The organism is Gemmatimonadota bacterium (genome assembly GCA_009692115.1).
GTDB lineage: Bacteria > Gemmatimonadota > Gemmatimonadetes > Gemmatimonadales > GWC2-71-9 > SHZU01.
The window spans coordinates 75,618-95,605 of the sequence record SHZU01000008.1; the positions used below are offsets into that span (position 1 = coordinate 75,618).

The 19,988-nt window shown below is 65.0% G+C and carries 20 protein-coding genes; 14 read left to right on the plus strand and 6 right to left on the minus strand.

The annotated features are described in order from the left end of the window. Positions 1-4 precede the first annotated feature (4 nt). The 12 genes from EXR94_10560 to EXR94_10615 all read left to right on the plus strand — a co-directional run bounded on the left by EXR94_10560 (position 5) and on the right by EXR94_10615 (position 11,691). The gene (locus EXR94_10560) at positions 5-1,186 is read left to right on the plus strand and encodes a D-alanine--D-alanine ligase (protein ID MSR03159.1); all 1,182 of its coding nucleotides are present in this window, start codon (positions 5-7) and stop codon (positions 1,184-1,186) included. After that, positions 1,183-2,190 (plus strand): D-alanine--D-alanine ligase, encoded by a 1,008-nt coding sequence (locus EXR94_10565; GenBank protein MSR03160.1) that lies wholly within the window; start codon positions 1,183-1,185, stop codon positions 2,188-2,190. Before EXR94_10560 ends, EXR94_10565 begins: the two co-directional genes overlap by 4 nt. An 8-nt stretch (positions 2,191-2,198) precedes the next feature. Then, a complete protein-coding gene (locus EXR94_10570; GenBank protein ID MSR03161.1) occupies positions 2,199-2,672 on the plus strand; it encodes a GNAT family N-acetyltransferase in 474 nt (157 codons plus the stop codon). A 41-nt stretch (positions 2,673-2,713) separates the two neighbouring features. After that, positions 2,714-3,049 (plus strand): hypothetical protein, encoded by a 336-nt coding sequence (locus tag EXR94_10575; protein MSR03162.1) that lies wholly within the window; start codon positions 2,714-2,716, stop codon positions 3,047-3,049. Positions 3,050-3,113: 64 nt separating this feature from the next. After that, positions 3,114-4,280, plus strand: a complete 1,167-nt coding sequence (locus EXR94_10580; protein ID MSR03163.1) for a hypothetical protein — start codon at positions 3,114-3,116, stop codon at positions 4,278-4,280. Between the two features lie 11 nt (positions 4,281-4,291). Continuing rightward, positions 4,292-5,197 carry a zinc ABC transporter substrate-binding protein gene (locus EXR94_10585; protein ID MSR03164.1) on the plus strand — a complete coding sequence of 302 codons (906 nt, stop codon included), beginning with the start codon at positions 4,292-4,294 and terminating at the stop codon, positions 5,195-5,197. Further along, positions 5,194-5,961, plus strand: coding sequence for a metal ABC transporter ATP-binding protein (locus tag EXR94_10590; GenBank protein ID MSR03165.1), 768 nt, complete (start codon positions 5,194-5,196; stop codon positions 5,959-5,961). The genes EXR94_10585 and EXR94_10590 overlap by 4 nt, the downstream gene beginning before the upstream one ends. Beyond that, positions 5,954-6,778 (plus strand): hypothetical protein, encoded by an 825-nt coding sequence (locus EXR94_10595; protein ID MSR03166.1) that lies wholly within the window; start codon positions 5,954-5,956, stop codon positions 6,776-6,778. The genes EXR94_10590 and EXR94_10595 overlap by 8 nt, the downstream gene beginning before the upstream one ends. Positions 6,779-6,980: 202 nt before the next feature. Continuing rightward, complete coding sequence (locus EXR94_10600) at positions 6,981-7,559, plus strand: copper chaperone (protein ID MSR03167.1); 579 nt, start codon at positions 6,981-6,983, stop codon at positions 7,557-7,559. An 18-nt stretch (positions 7,560-7,577) separates the two neighbouring features. After that, positions 7,578-10,928 (plus strand): hypothetical protein, encoded by a 3,351-nt coding sequence (locus EXR94_10605; protein ID MSR03168.1) that lies wholly within the window; start codon positions 7,578-7,580, stop codon positions 10,926-10,928. A 72-nt stretch (positions 10,929-11,000) separates the two neighbouring features. Further along, the gene (locus tag EXR94_10610) at positions 11,001-11,297 is read left to right on the plus strand and encodes a hypothetical protein (protein ID MSR03169.1); all 297 of its coding nucleotides are present in this window, start codon (positions 11,001-11,003) and stop codon (positions 11,295-11,297) included. Continuing rightward, entirely contained in the window at positions 11,209-11,691 is a 483-nt protein-coding gene (locus EXR94_10615; GenBank protein ID MSR03170.1) for a PIN domain-containing protein, read from the plus strand. The genes EXR94_10610 and EXR94_10615 overlap by 89 nt, the downstream gene beginning before the upstream one ends. On the opposite strand, the gene EXR94_10620 is transcribed toward EXR94_10615, so the two are convergent. From EXR94_10620 to EXR94_10635, 4 genes are read right to left on the minus strand one after another with little or no spacing between them, the layout of a single operon-like run. Further along, positions 11,688-12,191, minus strand: a complete 504-nt coding sequence (locus EXR94_10620; protein ID MSR03171.1) for a hypothetical protein — start codon at positions 12,189-12,191, stop codon at positions 11,688-11,690. The genes EXR94_10615 and EXR94_10620 overlap by 4 nt on opposite strands. A gap of 9 nt (positions 12,192-12,200) precedes the next feature. Further along, positions 12,201-12,956, minus strand: a complete 756-nt coding sequence (locus tag EXR94_10625; protein MSR03172.1) for a succinate dehydrogenase/fumarate reductase iron-sulfur subunit — start codon at positions 12,954-12,956, stop codon at positions 12,201-12,203. Further along, the gene (locus EXR94_10630) at positions 12,956-14,767 is read right to left on the minus strand and encodes a fumarate reductase/succinate dehydrogenase flavoprotein subunit (GenBank protein MSR03173.1); all 1,812 of its coding nucleotides are present in this window, start codon (positions 14,765-14,767) and stop codon (positions 12,956-12,958) included. The genes EXR94_10625 and EXR94_10630 overlap by 1 nt, the downstream gene beginning before the upstream one ends. Before the next feature lies 1 nt (position 14,768). Beyond that, positions 14,769-15,569 carry a succinate dehydrogenase gene (locus EXR94_10635; GenBank protein ID MSR03174.1) on the minus strand — a complete coding sequence of 267 codons (801 nt, stop codon included), beginning with the start codon at positions 15,567-15,569 and terminating at the stop codon, positions 14,769-14,771. Between the two features lie 259 nt (positions 15,570-15,828). On the opposite strand from EXR94_10635, the gene EXR94_10640 reads away from it, so the two are divergent. Together EXR94_10640 and chrA are read left to right on the plus strand one after the other, a co-directional pair. Then, complete coding sequence (locus tag EXR94_10640; protein ID MSR03175.1) at positions 15,829-16,050, plus strand: hypothetical protein; 222 nt, start codon at positions 15,829-15,831, stop codon at positions 16,048-16,050. Next, positions 16,040-17,332, plus strand: coding sequence for a chromate efflux transporter (gene chrA / locus EXR94_10645; GenBank protein ID MSR03176.1), 1,293 nt, complete (start codon positions 16,040-16,042; stop codon positions 17,330-17,332). The genes EXR94_10640 and chrA overlap by 11 nt, the downstream gene beginning before the upstream one ends. Here chrA and EXR94_10650 read toward each other — a convergent pair. Together EXR94_10650 and EXR94_10655 are read right to left on the minus strand one after the other, a co-directional pair. Next, entirely contained in the window at positions 17,325-18,881 is a 1,557-nt protein-coding gene (locus tag EXR94_10650; GenBank protein ID MSR03177.1) for an MFS transporter, read from the minus strand. The genes chrA and EXR94_10650 overlap by 8 nt on opposite strands. Then, the gene (locus tag EXR94_10655) at positions 18,836-19,984 is read right to left on the minus strand and encodes a deoxyhypusine synthase (GenBank protein MSR03178.1); all 1,149 of its coding nucleotides are present in this window, start codon (positions 19,982-19,984) and stop codon (positions 18,836-18,838) included. The genes EXR94_10650 and EXR94_10655 overlap by 46 nt, the downstream gene beginning before the upstream one ends. Between the last annotated feature and the right edge of the window lie 4 nt (positions 19,985-19,988).

Sequence of the window (19,988 nt, forward strand, 5' to 3'; positions counted from 1 at the left end):
GATGATGTTTCTTACTTTAGTGGTGCGTAGTCGCTTGCCACACCACGAAAGCCCTTTGCAAGGAGAACCTTTGGCGGTCCGAATTGGGTTCGCGTTCAATCTCAAGCCTTCCACCCCGAGCGTCGAAGCTCCTGCTTCTCCGTCTCCGGCAGTTCCACCAGCGCCGGCCAAGTTCTCGGCCCGGTCGCTCCGCTCCGATCTCCCGCAGCCCGATCTTTACGCTGAGTGGGACGAGCCCGAGACCATCGATGCGGTCGAAAAGGCCCTGTCAGGCCTGGGGAAGGTCATTCGGCTCGAGGCCGACGCTGATTTCCCTCGGAAGGTCATGGCGGCTCGCCCAGACTTCGTCTTCAACATAGCCGAAGGCCTCTACGGGGTGAATCGCGAGGCGCACGTCCCGTCGATCTGCGAGTTCCTCGGGATTCCCTACCACGCCTCCGATCCGCTGACCTTGAGCCTGTCGTTGCATAAGGGCCGGGCCAAGGAGGTGCTGGCGTATCATGGCGTGCCGACGGCTCCGTTCATCGTGGCCAACTCCCGGGCTGACGCCCGGAACGTCACCCTCCCGTTCCCGCTCTTCGCCAAGCCGGCGCTGGAGGGGTCGAGTAAGGGGATCACCACCCGGAGCCTCTGTGCCAATCGGGCCAAGCTGGTCTCGGTGGTCGGCGACCTCCTCGAGGTCTATGAGGAACCGGTCCTGATCGAGACCTACTTGCCGGGGCAAGAGTTCACGGTGGCGATCATCGGGAACGGCCGCGAAGCCCGCTGCCTCCCGATCGTCGGGATGAAGTTCGATGAACTGCCGCTCAACGCCCCGCCGATCTATGGCTACGAAGCGAAGTGGCTCTGGGATACCCCGGATCGGCCGCTTGAGTTGTTCGAGTGCCCGGCCCAGGTCGACAAAGAACTGGCCCGGGACATCCGGAGCGTGGCGCTCTCGACCTACCGGATCTTGGGCTGCCGTGATTGGGCCCGGGTCGACGTCCGGTGCGATGCCGCCGGGCGCCCGATGGTCGTCGAGGTGAATCCGCTGCCCGGGATTCTGCCGAACCCGGCCGATAACTCGTGCTTCCCGAAGGCCGCCCGGGCCGCCGGGATGTCCTATGATACGCTGATCCAGACCGTGGCCGACATCGCCTGGCGCCGGATCAGCGGCAAGTCCCTCTTGGCCAAGGTGGCTGCTTGAGGATTGGGGTTGTCTACGACGCCGGCAGCGGCGACTGGGATCCGAAAGATGTCGCCGCGGTGCTTCTTAACGTCCGGACCGTGCAGAAAGCGCTCCGGGCCGGCGGCCATGTCACCACCCTGATCCCGGTTACCCTCGGCGACGTGCGCTGGCTCCAGAAGGTCCAACGCTGCGATGCCGTCTTCAATCTCTGCGAAGGGGTCAACGGGATCGCCCGGTATGAGGACTATGCCGTTGCCGCGCTCGATCTGACCCGGGTCCCGTTCACCGGTTGTAACTCGTGGACCGTCACGATCGCCCACCGAAAACACATTGCGAACACCCTGTTCGCCGCGTCCGGGGTGCCGGTACCGCCGTTCGTGCTGGCCAAGCGGGGCACCGTGCCGGACGGGCTGATGTTCCCGGTCATCGTCAAGCCGTCGGGTGAGGATGCGAGCGTCGGGATCGACTCCGGGTCGGTCTGCACTACCAAGAAGGCTCTCAAGGAGCGGTTGGCCAAGGTGGCGGGCCTTTGGGAGGACACCCTGATCCAGGAGTATGTGCCGGGCCGGGAGGTCAATGTTGGTTTCGTCGGGTCCGAAATGCTGCCGATTTCGGAGATCAACTTTCAGAAGATGCCGCCGGGGAGTTGGCCGATCGTGACCTACGCGGCCAAGTGGGATGACGGGAGCCCAGAAGATCTCGGGACCATCCCGATGTGTCCGGCGCCCTTAGGCCCCGTGTTAGCCGAGAAGGTCGCGTCGGTGGCCCGGTTGGCCTGGCAGGTTATCGGTTCGGAAATGGGTTATGGCCGGGTCGACATTCGGATTGCGCCGAACGGCGAGCCTTATGTGCTCGAGGTCAATCCCAATCCTGACATCTCGGTGGATGCCGGCCTGGCCCGGATGGCCCGGGTTCGCGGCTGGGACTACACCACGCTGATTCAAAAAGTCGTCGACGAAGCCCTCGATCGTGCCGAGCGCCGGCGGGTTGCCGAAGCGCAGTACCTCAAAGTCTCAGTCTGAGTCGTTCCGTGGCTCGGCCACGCCTTCGCGCCTTGACCCCCGCTGATCGGACCCGGGTCGAGGCGATGACGCGGGCCGTCGGCCTGTTCTACGACCATGAGATCCCGGTAGCGCTTGAGGTCTTCGACGATTCGTTCGGCGACCCCGACTACGAGTCGGCCGGAGTGGAGGTCGATGGGGTGCTTGTGGGCTGGGCTTGTTGGGGCCCGACGCCGGCCAGTGAGGGCACCTTCGATCTCTATTGGATCGTCGTGGATCGGGGGCAACAGGGTTCGGGGCTTGGGTCTTTGCTTCTTGAAGAGATGGAACGACGGACCACCGGCCGGGCCCGGACATTCCGGGTGGAGACCTCCGGCCGGCCGGACTACGCGCCCACCCGCGCCTTCTACGAACGTCACGGTTTCGGGCAGGTGGCGGTGGAAGCGGGGCACTACGGCCCGGGGGATGACCTGGTGAGGTTCTCGAAAACCTATTCAAACTGACCCGGGGAGCGGCCAGGCAGGGGTCAAAGTACATTTATCCCATGAACCGGGTATCGGCGCTCTGGATTCGCCTGATCGCACTGAGCCTGCTGGTGGCGATGGTGCTACCGGTGTCGTTCGAATTGCGCCTCCACCGCCAGGATCAGGGCCAGCGCGGCGTTGCCCACGTCGAAGCCAAGGATCTCCAGCACCACTCCGATCAGTGCCTCGAAACTGCCGCCGTCAGCGACCAGACCCCGTTGCGGGTTCCGCCGCCGCCGCTCTACACGGTTGGTCCCGAATCCGCGCCGCATCCGACCGGCGTTGACCAGCCGTTCGATGCCCGGCCGTTGCTCCTCCCTTCGTGCCGAGCCCCCCCTGCTCGGGTCGCCATCTAGCGATTGATCCAAGCCCAGCCGTCCGGCTGGGTCGCTATCCTCGAGATCACAGGAAGGAGCCCCCATGGACGTGCGGGCCTACAGTCTATTGATACTGGCCACCGTCGTGACCCCGGCGTACGGCCAAGACACGACCAAGACCGCTCCCCCGCCGATTCCGGCGCGGAGTGCCACCAATCCCCGGTTGTTGCCTGACGTCAGCATGGTCGGCGACTTGATTGGAGACTTTTCCCGCCGGGGCTCGACTCAGGAGGGCGGCCAGCGGTTTGCGGTGCGAGAGGTGGAACTCGCCATCCAATCCGCCATTGATCCCTATTTCCGTGGCGATGTGTTCCTCGGCCTCAACGACGAGGAAAAGATTTCGATCGAGCAGGCGTACCTCACGGCCACTGCACTTCCGGGCGGCCTCGAAGCTCGGTTCGGCCGGTTCCTGATGCCGTTTGGCAAGCAGAATATGACCCACCGGCACGACCTCCACACCATTGAGTATCCCTGGGTCCTCCAGCGGTTCCTCGGGCCCGAGGGTCTCAAGGGTACCGGGATCTACCTCAGCAAGGTGTTCTCGCCACTTGGCTTCTATCAGGAACTCCAGGTGACGGCAACCGACCGGTTCGGGGAATTCGACGAGTCACTCCAAACCACGGAGCCGGTCAACACCAAACTCGCCAACCTCGGTTTTTCGGCCCGGCTCCGGAACTATGTCGATCTGACCAACCACGCCAACCTCGAGATTTCCGCCAGTGCGATCACCGGCAAGCGGCCCGGTGAAGCGGTCGGTGTTCCCGGGGTCAACGCCGTGACCGCCCGCCAAAGCCTCATCGGCATCGATGCCACCTATCGTTGGCGCCCGCTGAAACAAGGCCTCTACCGGTCGTTCATCCTTCAAGCGGAGATCCTCCGCCAGCTGAACGGCGGGGGCGACATCCCGGCGGGGTTGCCGGCGGCCCGTTACCTGGGCCCGACCGCAAACTCCACCGGCGGCTATGTGTACAGCCGCTATCAACTGACTCGCCGGACGTTCCTCGGGGCTCGTTACGACTGGGTAGCCGATCCGGATGCCGCCGGTGAGCGGCTTCGGGCGGCATCCGGGTATTGGCAATTTTTCCCCAGTGAATTCTCGAAAATCCTGATCGGCTATGAGCGGGTGACCCCTCCCGGTGAATCGGCCTACGGACGCATCATGGTCCAGGCCACGTTCGCCATGGGTCCCCACAAGCCGCACCCGTTCTGAGGACCCTGGCCATGCGACGACTCCTGCTGACTGTTCCGCTGCTGCTGCTGGAGCTGACCGTTCCCGCGGCAGCGCAACTCAAAGTGGTGACCAGTACGTCCGACCTGTACGATATCGCCCGCCAGATTGGCGGCGCTCGAATCAAGATCAAACACATCAGCGAAGGCTACCAAGACCCCCACTTCGTCGAAGCCAAGCCGAGTTTTGTGCTCGACCTGCAAAAAGCCGATGTGTGGGCCTTTGTTGGCCTGGATTTGGAAATCGGGTGGATGCCCATCCTGCTCGATGGAGCCCGCAACCCGAAAATTCGTTTGGGCGGGACTGGTTACCTCGACGTGTCCAAGGCCATTGCCGTGCTGGACCTGCCGAGCGGGTCGGTCGATCGAAGCCAGGGGGACGTCCATGCGTTGGGGAACCCCCACTACTGGCTCGACCCCGTCAACGGACGGCGGATCGCCGGGCTGTTCCGGGATAAGTTCTCGGAACTCGACCCCGCGGGGGCGGCCGATTACGCCGCCAATCTTTTCAGATTCGAGGGCGCGATTGACGCGGCGGCCAAGGGATGGGCCGCCGATCTCGCGAGCCTCAAGGCCCGGCCGATCGTCGCCTGGCACACCAGCTGGCGCTATTTTGCCGAGTATACCGGCGTCAACATCGTCGGGTTTGTCGAACCGAAACCGGGCGTTCCGCCCTCGCCGTCGCATCTGACCGGCCTGATTCAGACCATCAAGCGGACCGGGGCCAAGGCCATCGTCTTGGAGCCGTACTACGATCGGAAAACGGCCGATTTCCTGGCCTCCAAAACCGGTGCAACGGTCGTCGTTCTGCCGCCATCGGTCGGCGGACAGAAGGGTCTCGACGACTACCTGGCTGTCATGACGTACAACATCCGGACGCTGGCGAAAGTGGTGCAATGAGCGACCTGGTTCGGTTCGACGGCGTCAGTCTCGGTTACGGGCGGAGTCCGGTGCTGACCGGCGTGACCTTCGCGGTGCCCGAGGGGGATTTTCTAGGTGTCGTCGGGCCGAATGGGTCCGGGAAGACCACGATCATTCGGGCGATGTTGGGTACTCTCCTGCCACTGGCGGGCACGGTTACCAAGACCGCAGGCCTCCGGTTCGGCTACGTCCCCCAGCGCGACCAGGTCGACTCGCTCTTCCCGCTGTCGGTCAGCGACGTCGTCATCATGGGCCGGTACGATCGGATCCGGCTTGGGCACCGCCCCGGCCCCGACGATCGTCGCGCGGCGCGCCAGGCCCTTGAGCAGGTCGGGGTTCCGCACTTGGCCGACCGAAACCTGTCCCGGCTTTCGGGAGGGCAGAAGCAACGGGTCCTCATTGCGCGGGCCCTGGTCGGCGATCCCAACGTGCTGGTCTTGGATGAGCCGACCAACGGGATGGATCTCGTCTCCACGACCCAGATTCTCGGATTGGTGCGGGATCTGCACGACCAACGCGGCTTGACCGTCGTGATGGTGAGCCATGCCTTGAACGAGGTGGCCAACTACGTCCACCGGATCGGATTGGTGTTCGAGGAGAAACTTCGGCTCGGAATGGTCCCCGAGATCATCAATGAGGAGGTCCTGAGCCAAGTCTACGGACTCCCCGTCGAGGTCAACACGTTCGACGGTCACCGGGTCGTCGTCACCCGCCGGCCCGCCAGGTCACCCGGGCATGTTTGAGACCATCTCGCTGTTTCGGGAGGCCTTGTACGGTGCACTGATTATCGGGGTGGGGTGCGCCGTCCTGGGCGTCTACGTGGTGCTCCGTCGCATCGTGTTCGTCGGTGCGGCGCTCGCCCAGTTGTCTTCCGCCGGCATTGCGTTGGCCATCTGGCTCGGCGGCCTCGGTCTGTTCGGTACCAACCACGCCTATACCATTGGGATGTCGCTGGTGGTGACACTGGCGGGCGCCCTCTTCTTCGGTGCCGGGGGCGGCCGGCGGTTCTTGCACCATGACGCTGGGATCGGGGTGACCTACGCGGTGGCGGCCGCCTTGGGCATTCTCCTGATCGCCAAAGCCGCGAGCGGCGAAGCCCACGACATCTTTCTCCAGGGCAATATTCTCGGCATCACCCGCCACGAAACGCTCGAACTGCTCGCGGTCATCGGTCCGGTCCTGGTGCTGCACTTCGCGCTCGCCAAAGAATTCACCTTCGTTTCCTTCGATCCGGAAACGGCCCAGACCATGGGCTATCGGGTCACCCGGTGGAATCTGTTGCTTTATCTGACGATCGGCGTGGTGATTGCGTTCGCGATGCAGTCGGCGGGCGTCCTGCTGGTGTTCAACTTTCTGGTCCTGCCGGCGGTGACCGGGCTGCTGCTGGCCCGGTCGATGCACGGGGCATTCGGCTATTCGATCGCGTCGGCGGTCCTCGCGTCGGTGGTCGGATTTTCGCTCTCGATTCCCTTGGACCTCCCAACCGGTCCGACGATCATCGCGATATCGGGACTGGTTGCCCTCGTCGCTTGGTGGGTTCGGCGGACCAGGGGCGAGTAGCGCCGTGCTCGACGTGGACGCCGCCCCGGCCAAGCGCCAGTTCGAGAATCCACTCCCAACCGATCGTAGCGCGGAACGTCTTCATCGTCATCCCGAGGTAGCGGGCCACCCAACTGCGAAGCGTCCGCGCCTCCGTTCCCATCATATGGGCCATCTGCTCCACGGTCAACGCCGCGGTTTCGGTCTTGGCCCGTAACAGGCCATGGATCCGAATCCAGTCGTGTCGGCTGTAGTTGCCTTGGCGTCGCAGCCGGTACCGGACGGTCCGCTCCGCGTTCCCGCCGGTTTGACCGTGGCGCGGGCTCCAAATCTGGTCGAGAGTCTGGCCCAGGTGGCGATCGACGCCGGATCAGGGGCCCCGGCCGTGAGGTCGAGGACCGGGACCAAGAGGTCGCCCATCGGCGGGGTGGGTGCGGTTGTGGCGGTCATCAGGGGCCTGAAATGCAGAACCTGTGTCTCTTTTCAGTCATCTAAACGTTGGTGCCATAACGAGTTGCCCAAGTGGCTGCCGGGAAGCCCGGCCTCCGGGCGGCGCGGGTTGCCAGAAACGGGGGGATTCCGCTTTCTTGCTGCCATGACTGAAATCAAGCTGGCCATCGAAGGCATGTCGTGCAACCACTGCCTCAACGCGGTGAATCGGGGGCTCGCCAAGCTTCCTGGCGTTCGGATCAAGTCGGTGGCCATTGGCCGGGCCGAGCTCGAGTTCGACCCCGGGCAGGGGAGCCCCGCGTTGATCGTCGCGGCCATCGACGACGCGGGTTTCAAAGCAACGCCGATGTAATGGTGCTATCGTATTCGGATGCCCAACATCCGGTTCGCTCTTCTCCTCGGACCCGTCGTGCTCGGGTGCGGGACTCAACCCAGTCAATCGATCGACCCCTCCGTAAGCTTGGATCCGCCAGGCGGTGAGACCCGGGTCATTGATTTCACGACCGATGAAGGCACTGGGATGTCGGTCGATGTGGCCCCCGACGCCAGTTGGCTCGCCTTCGATCTGTTGGGGCATGTCTACCGAATGCCGCAAAGCGGCGGCACCGCGGTGGCCCTGACCCAGAACAGCGGCCCCGCCCTCAACTTTCACCCGGCGATTTCGCCGGACGGAAAGCGAATCGCCTTCACCTCGGACCGGAACGGCCAGCTGGCCATTTGGACCATGGCCGCCGACGGCACCGACCCGAAACTCGTGTTCGGCGATCCGGACACCCGGTTCATTCAGCCCGCCTGGGCGCCCGACGGCAAGAGTCTGGTTGCGGTCCGGTTGTACCGGACGCCGGGGCGCGGTTGGCACCGTCAGAACCGGACGCTGTTTCGGTTGCCGCTCGATGGTGGCCCGCCGGAACCACTGGTCAACGAACGGCTGACCCAACCGGACTCGCCCCATTTTTCTCCCGACGGCCGGGATCTCTTCTACCACGTGTCCTACTCGATCGGCGAAGGGCTCGGCATGCTCACCGCCGGGTACCGGATCATCCGGCGCGAGTTGGCCACCGGCCGGTCGGAGACGGTCCGGGTCCCGGGGCCGGCCGAGCCATCGCCCGAGTTCCGCGCGGCCCTCAAAGCCGGCGGCTACGCGGCCGACGTCGGGAACGAGCCCTCGGCCACGACGCCCAAAGTGTCGCCGGATGGGAAGTGGCTGACCTTTTCCAGGGAAATGCCGGACCAGACGTTCGAGTGGCGGGGCCACACCATGCGGCCGAGCACCGGGCTCTGGATTCGAAACCTGGCGAGCGGGGAGGAACGGGCCCTCCTGCCCGTCGCTACCAAGGACCTCACTGAAATCAACGCGCAGTACGCCTATCGGCCGTTTCCAGGGTACGCCTGGATGCCCGATGGCCGATCGATCGTGTTGTCGGTTGGCGGCAAGATCCAGCGACTCGATGTGGCGACCGGAACCCTGACGCCGATTCCGTTCGAGGCTCGGGTGCTCCGGACCGTGGCGGAGCCGGTTCGAGGCCGGATCCAAATTGACGATGACTCGCTCGAGGTTCGGTTCATTCAGTGGCCGGCGGCGTCGCCGGACGGGAAGCGGCTGGCGTTCGTGGCGGCGGGTCGGATCTGGGTCATGGACCTTCCCGGCGGCACTCCGACGCCGCTGACCGAGCCGATGCTACCGGCATTTCAGTTTGCCCCGGTGTGGTCACCGGATGGGCAGTCGGTGGCGTTTACCAGCTGGGACGAAACGTCGCGCGGTCACCTCTGGGTCGTTGGGGGAGCGGGCGGCGTGGTGCGGCGGGTATCGAACGCACCCGGGGAGTATCTCGGGCCGGTCTTCAGCCCCGATGGCCGGTGGCTCGCGGCGAGCCGGGGCCCCGGTCCGAAGCCGGGGCAGGGCTGGAACCCCTGGGCAAACCCGGCTGGTTGGGATCTGGTTCGGTTCTCGGCGGCGGGCGGCCCGGCCACCGTCCTGGCGTCGATCGGCGGTTGGCAGCGGGCCGGCCTTGGGCCCGACGGTCGCCTAACGTTTCCGGCCCAGAAGCTCGCGCAACCCGCCTCGCCGCTTTTGTACAAACCGTTTCCCGACTCGGCCGATCTGGCCAACACCGTCCAGGTCAATACGGTGAGTTGGGAAGGCGGCGGCGTGCGGACGCATCTCGAGTTTCCGGCCCGGCGCGGGCAGGGGAACACCCCGGTGTGGTCGCCGGACGGTCGGTGGGTGGCATTCGATGCGGCTCACCAGGTCTTCGTGGCCCCCACCACACCCGATGGCGGCGTCCAACCCATCGAGCCGAATCCGAACGTCACGGCGGCGGGTCGGGTCCGAGTCGGCGAATGGGGCGGGATCTTCCCCCGATGGCGGAACGCCACCACGCTCGAGTTTGCATCCGGGCCCCGGTATGTGACCTATGACGTCGCCTCGGCCAAGGCCGAGGCGATTGAGATCCGGTTGCGGTTGCCGCGGATGAAGCCGGCCGGATCGATCGCGTTGGTCGGCGCCAAGATCGTCACCATCGACAGCGGTGGGGTGATCGACCGAGGTACCGTCGTGGTGCGCGGCTCGCGGATTGCCTGCGTCGGGGTCTGCGACACCACCGGCGTCGACCGGGTCGTTGACGTGTCGGGCAAGACGATCATGCCCGGGCTGATCGATCTCCACGCCCATCATACCGAGAGTGACGCCGGCGCCACCGTTACCCAGCATCACTCACCCTTCGCCCTCGATCTGGCCTACGGGGTCACCACCATCGTCGACCCGGCCACCCAATCGGCGAGCGCGTTCGCGCTGACCGAACTGGTCGAGGCCGGCGTGATGCCCGGCCCTCGGGTGTACAGCTCCGCCGAAACCGTCATCGCCTGGGGCAGCGCCTGGGGCGATTTCCCCGAGATCGATTCGATCGGGGTGGCCCGGTCGGAGATCAACCGCCGGAAGGCCTGGGGAGCGGTGACCATCAAGAACTACCGCCAGCCCGGCCGCCGCCAGCATCAACTGCTGGTCCAAGCCGCCCGGGAGGCGGAGATCAGCCTCACCAGCGAGGGCGGGCCGCTCTTTCTCGATGTGGGCTATGCTATCGACGGACAAACCGGTTGGGAGCACATGATCGCCGATCTGCCGCTCTATCGCGATGCCACCACGTTTTTCGGCAAGGCCGGTCTGGTCTACTCGCCGACGCTGATGGTGGCCGGGGTGCCCCACGGGGCGATGGAATACTACCGGCCCTCGGCCGACCTGCTGAACGAAGCCCGAACTCGGCGGTTCATGCCCTACCCGGTCCTGGCTGCGAAGGTCGCGAGCGCCGCGCCGAAACTCCTCGAACAGGTGGCGTTCCCGATCATGGCTGAGGGCGTGGCCGATATCGTCAAGGCGGGCGGGTTTGCCGCCATCGGCGAGCACGGGGAGCAAACCGGGATTGGTTCGCACTGGGAACTCTGGACCTATGCGACCGCGCTCACGCCGGTCGAGGCGATCAAGGTGGCGACCTGGAACGGCGCGTATTTCATCGGGGCCCACCACGAAACCGGGTCGATCCGAGCCGGCAAGCTCGCCGACCTCGCGATTCTGGACGCCGACCCGACCATCGACATTCGAAACTCCTCGAAGGTTGCCATGGTCATGAAAGCAGGCCGCCTGTACGAGGCCGCCACCCTCAACGAACTCTGGCCCGGCACGAAACCCTACGGCCGGATTCCGTGGCCGACCGGCCCGCGCCCTTAGGGGGTTGGCGTGTTTTGAAGCATTGACAGTATACATGTAAAGCTGTACATTGTACATGTAAATGGGGGCCTGATGTCTGATTCGAAAAACATCCCGCGGGTTCGGGAGCCGGTCCAGGTCTACCTCGACGGGCCTGACCTCTATCTCCTCGACGACTTGGTCGTGGCCACCGGCCTGACCAAGGCCGAACTGCTCCGTCGCGGTCTGCGGCGGCTGTCCGATGAGGCCCTCGGTGATCGGGCGGCCGGCTGGTCGCTCGACCGGTTGATTGGGGCGGCGGATGGGCCGGCGCCAGCACCGGACTTGGCGGTCAATCACGACGAGTACCTCTACGGCAAGGCGTCGGGTGGCCGGTCGCGTTCTCGCTGATACCAGCGCGCTCCTGGCGCTGGCCCATCGGCAGGACCAGTATCACGTCCGGGCGGTCACGATCGCTCGCCGGTTCCTGGCGTCGGGCGGCCGGTTCGTGGCCACGCCGTTGATTTTGGCGGAACTTCAGGGATTGTTGCTGTATCGTCGCGGCCCGGAGGTAGCCCGCGGCGTCACCACCGCGTTGCTCGAGGACCCCGCCTACCAGTGGCTCGCGGTCGACGCCGAGGTGCTGGAGGCCGCGGCCAGCGGCTGGTTGGAGCGGTTCCGGGACCAGCGCCTGACGCTCTGCGACGCGGTCAGCTTCGAGTCGATGCGCCGGGAGCGAATCAAGTCGGCCTTTGCGTTCGACCAGCATTTCGAACTGGCGGGGTTCAAGGTCCTCGCCGCCTAGTCGTCCAAGACGACTTCGGCGCGGTCATCGTGCCGAGGCGCGATTTCCGGATGGGCATTGAGAACCCGGGCGCAGCTATTCCACCGGAGTACCGCATCGTCGTTGCCGGCCGGCCGGATGGCAACGGCCCGTTCGAAGCACTCCATCGCTTCGTGGAACCAGTCGTACGCCAATGCCGACGCGCCGATGCTCGGGCTCAGCAGTTGGGCATGCCCCCGCCGCTCGTTGATGATGCCGGCGTAGTACTCCCGATCGTACGGCTCTCGAAGCCGGGGCAGCACCTCCCGGGCCCGCCCAACCGATCCACCCACCCCCCGGGAAATCAAATCGGTCCTGGCCAGGAGCAGCGCGATCAACGCCTCCTGGTTCTCGGGCAGCAGCAGCAAGACGTCGAGGCAAATACTCTCGGCCCCCTCCGGCTCGTTCAGCAACCGATACCGCTCGGCTCGGGCGAGCGCCGAGGCTACGCCATCCTTGGTGATCGGCTTGAGCTCGAACATGAGGCCTCCTTACGGGCCGGGAATCTTGCCGGTGACGATCGTCAGCAACTTGGCCAAGGGATCGAACGCCGCGTCGACCACCCGTTCCTTGAGCGGAATGATGGCGTTGTCGGTGATCTGAATGCCCTCGGGACAGACCTTGGTGCAGCACTTGGTGATGTTGCAGTAGCCGATGCCGTGGAGCTCCCGCAACTCATCGAGGCGGTCTTCGGTATCGAGCGGGTTCATCTCGAGGTTGGCGGTGTAGACGAAGAAACGCGGGCCGATGAACTCGTCGTGGAGGTGGTGATCCCGGAGGACGTGACAGACGTCCTGGCACAGGAAACACTCGATGCACTTCCGGAACTCTTGGACCCGGTCGACGTCGTCCTGCTGCATCCGCCAGGTGCCGTCGTCGGCGTCCGGTTTCCGGGGCGCGAACTTCTTGATGCCTTTCTTGACCTGGTAGTTCCAACTGACGTCGGTCACCAAGTCTTTGAGGTGCGGAAACGCCCGCATCGGCTCGATGGTGACCGGTTCGGTCAGGTCGAGCTGATTGAGCCTCGTCATGCACATCAGGCGGGGCTGGCCGTTGATTTCGGCCGAGCAGGAGCCGCACTTACCGGCCTTGCAGTTCCATCGGCACGCCAGATCGGTGGCATCCTCCATCTGGATCTGATGGACCGCGTCGAGGACGACCATGCCCTCGGTAACCTCGGTGGTATAGTCGGTCAGCTGGCCGGTACCGGCCTCGCCCCGCCAAATCGAAAAGGTCGCCTGTGCCATTACTTCAGCTCCTCGACAATTTTCTTCAGTTCGTCCCGCATCGGAGGGATAGGGTGCCGGCGGAGTTGCATGGTGCCGTCGGCGCCTTGCTCGATGAGATGGTTGAAGGCCCCGAATTCCGCCTTTTTGTCTTCGAAATCTTCCCGGAAGTGACCGCCCCGGCTTTCCTGCCTGGCAATAGCCGAGTGGACGATCGCCTCGGACACGATCAAGAGGTTCTTGAGGTCGATGGCGGTGTGCCAACCCGGATTGTACTCCCGGTTGCCGGGAACCCGCACCGTGGCGGCCCGGGTCTTGAGCTTCTGGAGCCCCTCGAGCGCCTCCACCATCTCGCTCTCGCACCGGACGATGCCCACGAGCTTTTGCATCATGATCTGAAGGTCCTGCTGGACCTTATACGGGCTCTCGCCGGTGGGCCGCTCGAACGGGGCCAGCGCCAGCTTGACCTGCTCGGTGACCTCGCCCTGGTCCGGCGCCATGGCGCTCTGTTCCTTGGCAAAGGCGGCGGCATATTCGCCGGCCCGTTTTCCGAACACCAGCAAATCCGAAAGTGAGTTGCCGCCGAGCCGGTTGGCGCCATGGAGGCCGGCGGCCGATTCGCCGGCGGCGAAAAGCCCTGGTACGGTGGACATCTGGGAATCGCCGTCGACCTGGATCCCGCCCATGATGTAATGGGTGGTCGGCCCGATTTCCATCGGTTCCTTGGTGATGTCGATGTCCGCCAGTTGTTTGAACTGGTGGTACATGCTCGGAAGCTTCTTCTTGATTCGTTCCGGCGCGCCCGGGAGCTTCTCTTTGATCCACTGGATGTCGAGGAACACGCCGCCGTGCGGGCTGCCCCGGCCGTCTCGCACTTCGCGCATGATACAACGGGCCACGTGGTCGCGGGTCAGCAGTTCCGGCGGGCGCCGGGCGTCCTTGTCTCCCATCACGTAGCGCCAGCCCTCTTCGGGCGTGTCGGCGGTCTGGGCTTTGTAGTTGTCGGGGATGTCGTTGAACATGAAGCGCTCGCCCCGGTTGTTGAGCAAAACGCCGCCTTCGCCGCGAACCCCTTCGGTCACCAAAATCCCTTTGACGCTCGGCGGCCACACCATGCCGGTCGGGTGGAACTGGACGAACTCCATGTCCATCAGCGCGGCGCCCATTTCGTACGCCAGCGCTTGGCCGTCGCCGGAGTACTCCCAACTGTTGCTCGTGACCTCGTAGGCCCGGCCCACCCCGCCGGTGGCGAGCACGATGGCCTTAGCCCGGAACAGCCGGAATTCGCCGTGCTGGCGGTCGTACGCCAGCGCGCCACAAACCCGGCCCGCCTGCTTGAAGAGGGTGACGATCGTCACCTCCATGTGGACGTCGATCCCTTGGTGGATCCCGTGGTCCTGGAGGGTCCGGATCATTTCGAGGCCGGTTCGGTCGCCGACGTGCGCCAGCCGGGGATACCGGTGGCCGCCGAAATTCCGCTGGAGGATCTTGCCGTCTTTGGTCCGGTCGAAGACTGCGCCCCAGGCCTCGAGCTCGCGGGCCCGGTCCGGTGCCTCCTTGGCGTGGAGTTCGGCCATCCGCCAGTTGTTGAGATACTGGCCGCCTCGAAGCGTATCGGTGAAGTGCACCATCCAGTTGTCGCGGTCGTCGACGTTGCCCATCGCCGCCGCCATGCCCCCCTCGGCCATGACGGTGTGGGCTTTACCGAGGAGCGACTTGCACACCAGGCCGACGGAGACCCCGCGGCCCGCGGCTTCGATGGCCGCGCGAAGACCGGCGCCGCCGGCGCCGATGACGAGCACGTCGTGATCGAAGGTCTTGACGTCGGTCATTCTAGAAGATCCGGAAGTCGGTCCAGATCCCCATCGAGCAGAGCCGGACGTAAATGTCACTGAAGGCAACCGTGAAGAGACTGACCCAGGCCCACCGGTGATGACCCCGGTTGAGGCATGAAGTGCAATCGTAGGGGACCTTGAACGCCGGCTTTTTGGAGAACTGGTCGCGCCACCCGCCGGCGATATGGCGCATCGAATGGCAGCCGAAGGTGTAGCCGGCGAGACAGATCGTATTCAACGCCAGCAGCAAACTGCCGATGCCGACGCCGAATGAGGTGGTGCCTTCGGCATTGGCAAACCAAAACGCTTTCCAGGCGTCGTATCCCAACAGAAACACGAAGACCACCGCAATAGCCATGAAATAGCGGTGGATGTTTTGGAGGATCAGCGGGAAATAGCGTTCGCCAAGATAGGTGTTGCGCGGTTCGCCGACCGAGCAGCCCGGCGGATCGGCCCAGAACGCCTTATAGTACGAGCCGCGGTAGTAGTAGCAGGTGAAGCGGAACAAGCCCGGAAACGGGAGGATGATCAGCGCCGGCGAGAACGGGAGCCATCCCGGCCACCAGCCCGGCTTCGGCCCGAACCACGCGTGGGGCGAGTCGCCGAAGATTTCGGGGCTGTAGAACGGTGACAGGTATGGCCCATGGGTGTAGTGGTTGCCTTGGAAGGCGGCCCAGGTGGCATAGACCACGAACGACGACAGGATCACGAAGATCACCGCGGGCTCGACCCACCATGCGTCTTTGCGCATGGTTTGCCCGGCACGGCGCCTGGTGAGGGGGACCGTCACATGGCTCATTCGCCAGAGACTCCGGTACGATTGTGGAGGTTGTGCTATGGAAAAACGGACCCGCAAAGGGAGGATACTCGGACAAGGGGCTTCGAGCCAGTGGGCAATCATGGCAGTGGTGGCCCTGGGCTTCCTCCTGGCCCAACCGGCCCGGGCCCAAGCTCGGGTTCCTCTGCCGGTGGCGGCGGATTCCTCCGGGGTGTTGAGTGCCATCCGGGCGATCGATCTCCGGCAATGATGCCGCTGTCCGACGTTGGTACTGGATTCGATGGTCCGCCGGGCGCCCAAGGTTCGGATGTTCGACGTGCTGGAGGAGCGGCCGGCCTTCGTCCTCTCGGCGGCAGGCGTGGCGCTGGTGCCGCCCGGTCAGGACGCCCGGCAAGTGCTGATCTTGGTCGGCCCGCCGAACGGGGTGGCGGCCGGCCATTTGGTCGGGCTCGAGATTCATCGCGCGGCGTGGCGGGTTCTCCAGGTCCGGAATGTCTACTAGTGCCGGCCCCACCCTTCGCGAGGCCACCCGGGTGTGGCTCCGGGTTGGGCTGATTGGATTTGGCGGCCCCGCCGGTCAGATCGCGATCCTCCATCAGGAAGTCGTGACCGAGCGCCGGTGGGTTTCGGAAGACCGATTTCTTCATGCGTTGAACTTCTGCACCCTGCTGCCCGGGCCCGAGGCTCAGCAGCTGGCGACCTATCTGGGCTGGCTGCTCCACGGGGCCCGCGGCGCCCTGATTGCAGGGACGCTGTTCGTGCTGCCGGGAGTCGTGATCCTGCTCGGGCTCTCCGCCCTCTATGCGACCGTCGGCACCGTGGGGCCGGTGGCGGCGGTGTTTGCGGGGATCAAGCCGGCCGTCCTCGCGATCGTCGTGGACGCCCTCCGGAGGATCGGTGGGCGGGCCCTCAAGCGCCGGGGTCATTGGGCCATCGCCGGGGCCGCGTTTGTCGCCCTATTTGCGTTGGCGGTTCCGTTTCCGATCGTGGTGCTGGTGGCGGGCCTCATCGGCTGGTGGATGCCAGGGGGTTCAGAGGTTTCCGTACCGGCGCCGACCGAACCACCCTCCTTTGCCCGGACCATCGGCGTGCTCGGGACTGGGCTGATCGTGTGGTGGCTCCCGATCGCTTTCGTCGCGACGGCCCTCGGTCCCCACCATCTCTTCGTTGATCTCGGCGTGTTCTTCAGCAAAGCGGCGGTGGTCACGTTCGGGGGAGCGTACTCCGTCCTTGTCTATGTCAGCCAGGAGGCGGTGAGCGGGTACGGCTGGCTTTCGGCATCGGAGATGCTCGATGGGTTGGCCCTCGCCGAGACGACGCCGGGCCCGTTGATCCTGGTGCTCCAGTTTGTCGGGTTCCTGGCGGGCTATCGACTTGGCGCTCCGGTGGCCGGCTTGATGGGCGGACTGGCCGGCTCACTGATCACGATGTGGGCCACGTTCGTGCCGAGTATGCTGCTGGTGTTGGTCGGGGCGCCCTATGTGGAGCGGCTCCGTCGACACCGCCCGTTGAGTGGTGCGTTGTCCGCCATCACGGCGGCGGTCGTCGGGGTGATTGCGAACTTGGCGGTCTGGTTCGCGCTTCACGTCGTATTCGGGCGGGTGGACCGGATCGAGGTTGGGCCGCTCAATGTCACGGTACCGGTATGGTCGACGGCCGATCCATTTGGCCTGGCGCTTGCGGTGGTCGCGATGGTTGCCATGCTTCGGTATCGGGTCGGGATGCTGACGGTGTTGGCGGGGGCGGCTCTGGCCGGGTTGTTACGATGGTTCCTCGTTAGCTGAGTCGGCTGACCGCAACGATTCCGGAAGCCGGTTCGCTTGCCCGGCGGACGTCACCGACCAACCACCGGCTGGCGCCGAGCACCACGATTCCACCGATCAACGCCGCGACCGGCAAGACATAGATCGCCCGGTCGAGGCCGAACCGGTCCGACAGCATGCCGACCAGCGGAAACGCAATCGAGTCACCCGCAATATGGATGAAGAGGAGGTACGCCCCGACCACCGTCGTGCCGATCCGGGGCGGGACGACGTCGAAGATCGTCGCCGTCAGCGGACCGTTGTACATCGTGAGCAGAATGAACGCGACATAGAACACCGGGATGAAGACCGCCGGATCCCGGAGCGACAGCAGCAAGATTGCGAGCGGGGCGCCCAGGATCAGACTCACGCCGGTGACCAGGACCCGGGCGCTCGGGTAGCGTTTCCGCAACCCGTCGGCCAGCCACCCTCCGGCCAGCGTGCCGATCGTGCCCGCGATCAAGCCCGCCCCGCCGAGCAGCCGGCTGGCTTCGGCGTTGGTCATGCCTAGCGCCCTGGTGATGAACGTCGGCGACCACGCCACGATCCCGTTCATGCCGAATGAAATCAACGCCCCGCCCACGAACACATAGACGAGCGTCGGGGTGCCCAGCACCACCCGAAACGCTTGCTTCAGGTCGGTGACCGCCGCATCGAGGACCTCTTCGCCGGGATCGCCGAGGACCGGGGCGGCCCGGCTCCGCCTGATCCAACTCCGGATGTTCCACGCCAGCCCGATCCCGGCAAACCCGAGCATGGCGGCTGCGTCGAGGCTCGAGGTGGCGCCGTAGTAGTGGTCGAGGACGTACGCCGCAAACCCGCCAAGCCCGAGGCCGATCAGCATCGGGGCGCAGGCCATGATCATCGACCCGACGCCGATCCCGATCGACTCGAGTTCCTGTGTCAGGGTTCCGGTTGGCAACGGCCGGGTGGGATCTTTGAGCCGGACGATGATCGCGGCCAACCCGAAGCCGGGAAGCCCGAGGGCCAGGAACGCCACCCGCCACCCGTAGAGGGCTTCGAGTTGCCCGGCAATCAGGATCCCGAGCACCCCGCCCACAGCCAGTCCGGACATGAAGATGCCCATGGCCAGGGCCCGGCGGTGGCCCGAGAAATAGTCGGCCACCATCGAGGCTGAGGCCGCCGCCGCCGCCGCGCCGCCGAACCCGACCAGCGCTCGGGCAACGAACAAGGAGGTGAAGCCCATGGCCAGACCGGACAGAGCGGTGCCGAGACTCCAAAGGGCAATCCCGCCGGCGATGACCCCGCGGCGGGACCGGAGGTCTCCCAGAAGGCCTAACGGAAGGGCGGCCAGCGAGAACACCAGGACGTACGCCGTGCCCAGCCAACCCAGCTGGCCGTCGGTCAGGCCCAGGTCGCGTTTGACCGGTTCGAACAACGCGAAGATCGCGTTCCGCTCGAGATAGTTGAGCAGATTGGTTGCCGTCAGGACGGCAAGCGCATACCCGCCATACCGCCGATCGTTCACGTCCGGACTTTTTTGGCTTTCTGGGCCCGGTCGTTTCGGAATTTAAGCGCCGACTGATACTCGCGAACCAGCCGGGTCATCATGGCGTCCCGTTTGTGATAGAGCCGTTTGAGCCGCCGCTTGCCGACCCGGGCCTTGGCGTAGGCCGTCAGCAGTGGCAGTGACACGGTGTTGTCGAGGTAGCACACCACGGTGCCCGGCAGCATGTCAGGGTCGATCTTGCCCCAACTCACCGCCTCACCCGGGGTGGCCCCGGACAGGCCCCCGGTGTCGGGCCGGGCATCGGTGAGCTGGAGGAAGAAGTCGTGGCCCCGCTCGTCGATCCCCAGCACTTCCTGAATCTGGGGCTCGGTCTGAAGGAGGAAATTCTTGGGACTGCCGCCGCCGACAATCAGGGCGCCGCTCTTACCGCCGGCCCGTTTGGCCTCGAGCACGATGGCCGCGGTTTCGTTGACGTCCGCGCTGACGTCGAACCGGAGCTTGCTGCCCGACAGCGCCTGCTCGGCGACGTTCATGCCGATCGAGCTGTCACCCGGCGAGCTGGTGTAGATCGGAACTCCAAGCTCATGGGCTACGCTCAGCACCGACCGTTTGCGGAGTCCCAGGGCCTTTTCCCGGGCCCGAATGTAGCCGCCCAGCAGGTAGTGATATTCGGCGCTGCTCATTGGCTTCTGGAATTCTGGCCGGGCGGAGACTTCCCGGATGAACGCATCGGTCGACAACAACACCGAATAGTCGAAGAAGATGTCGTAGATCCGGACCACGCCTTGGTTGCGGAGCACCACATCGTCCGCGAACGGGGTGCCCTGATGGAGTGCGAGGCCGAGCGCGAAATGGGCGTCATGGTAGAGGTTGGCGCCGGTCGAGATCATCCAGTCGACGAACCCGGCTTCGAGGAGCGGAATGAGGGTGCTCATCCCGATGCCGGCCGGCGTCATTGCCCCCGTCAGGCTCATCCCGATCGTCACCTTCGGCTTCAGCATCTGCTGCGTAAAGAGCTGACACGCCTCCTTGAGCCGGCCGGCGTTGTAGGCCAGGAAGGCGTTGTCGATCAAGTCGGCCACCCGCTCCTTGCCGGTGATGGCTTTCGGGTTGATCCGGGGTCCCTTGAGGAACCTGCCGGAGGGAAGCTTGGTCTTGGCCATAGAT

Bases quoted from the DNA above. Each gene is read 5' to 3' on its own strand.
- EXR94_10560 (MSR03159.1), top strand. From the start codon at position 5: ATGTTTCTTACTTTAGTGGTGCGTAGTCGCTTGCCACACCACGAAAGC.
- EXR94_10575 (MSR03162.1), top strand. From the start codon at position 2,714: ATGAACCGGGTATCGGCGCTCTGGATTCGCCTGATCGCACTGAGCCTG.
- EXR94_10580 (MSR03163.1), top strand. From the start codon at position 3,114: ATGGACGTGCGGGCCTACAGTCTATTGATACTGGCCACCGTCGTGACC.
- EXR94_10585 (MSR03164.1), top strand. From the start codon at position 4,292: ATGCGACGACTCCTGCTGACTGTTCCGCTGCTGCTGCTGGAGCTGACC.
- EXR94_10590 (MSR03165.1), top strand. From the start codon at position 5,194: ATGAGCGACCTGGTTCGGTTCGACGGCGTCAGTCTCGGTTACGGGCGG.
- EXR94_10595 (MSR03166.1), top strand. From the start codon at position 5,954: ATGTTTGAGACCATCTCGCTGTTTCGGGAGGCCTTGTACGGTGCACTG.
- EXR94_10600 (MSR03167.1), top strand. From the start codon at position 6,981: ATGGATCCGAATCCAGTCGTGTCGGCTGTAGTTGCCTTGGCGTCGCAG.
- EXR94_10605 (MSR03168.1), top strand. From the start codon at position 7,578: ATGCCCAACATCCGGTTCGCTCTTCTCCTCGGACCCGTCGTGCTCGGG.
- EXR94_10610 (MSR03169.1), top strand. From the start codon at position 11,001: ATGTCTGATTCGAAAAACATCCCGCGGGTTCGGGAGCCGGTCCAGGTC.
- EXR94_10615 (MSR03170.1), top strand. From the start codon at position 11,209: ATGGGCCGGCGCCAGCACCGGACTTGGCGGTCAATCACGACGAGTACC.
- EXR94_10620 (MSR03171.1), bottom strand. From the start codon at position 12,191: ATGTTCGAGCTCAAGCCGATCACCAAGGATGGCGTAGCCTCGGCGCTC.
- EXR94_10625 (MSR03172.1), bottom strand. From the start codon at position 12,956: ATGGCACAGGCGACCTTTTCGATTTGGCGGGGCGAGGCCGGTACCGGC.
- EXR94_10630 (MSR03173.1), bottom strand. From the start codon at position 14,767: ATGACCGACGTCAAGACCTTCGATCACGACGTGCTCGTCATCGGCGCC.
- EXR94_10635 (MSR03174.1), bottom strand. From the start codon at position 15,569: ATGAGCCATGTGACGGTCCCCCTCACCAGGCGCCGTGCCGGGCAAACC.
- EXR94_10640 (MSR03175.1), top strand. From the start codon at position 15,829: ATGGTCCGCCGGGCGCCCAAGGTTCGGATGTTCGACGTGCTGGAGGAG.
- chrA (MSR03176.1), top strand. From the start codon at position 16,040: ATGTCTACTAGTGCCGGCCCCACCCTTCGCGAGGCCACCCGGGTGTGG.
- EXR94_10655 (MSR03178.1), bottom strand. From the start codon at position 19,984: ATGGCCAAGACCAAGCTTCCCTCCGGCAGGTTCCTCAAGGGACCCCGG.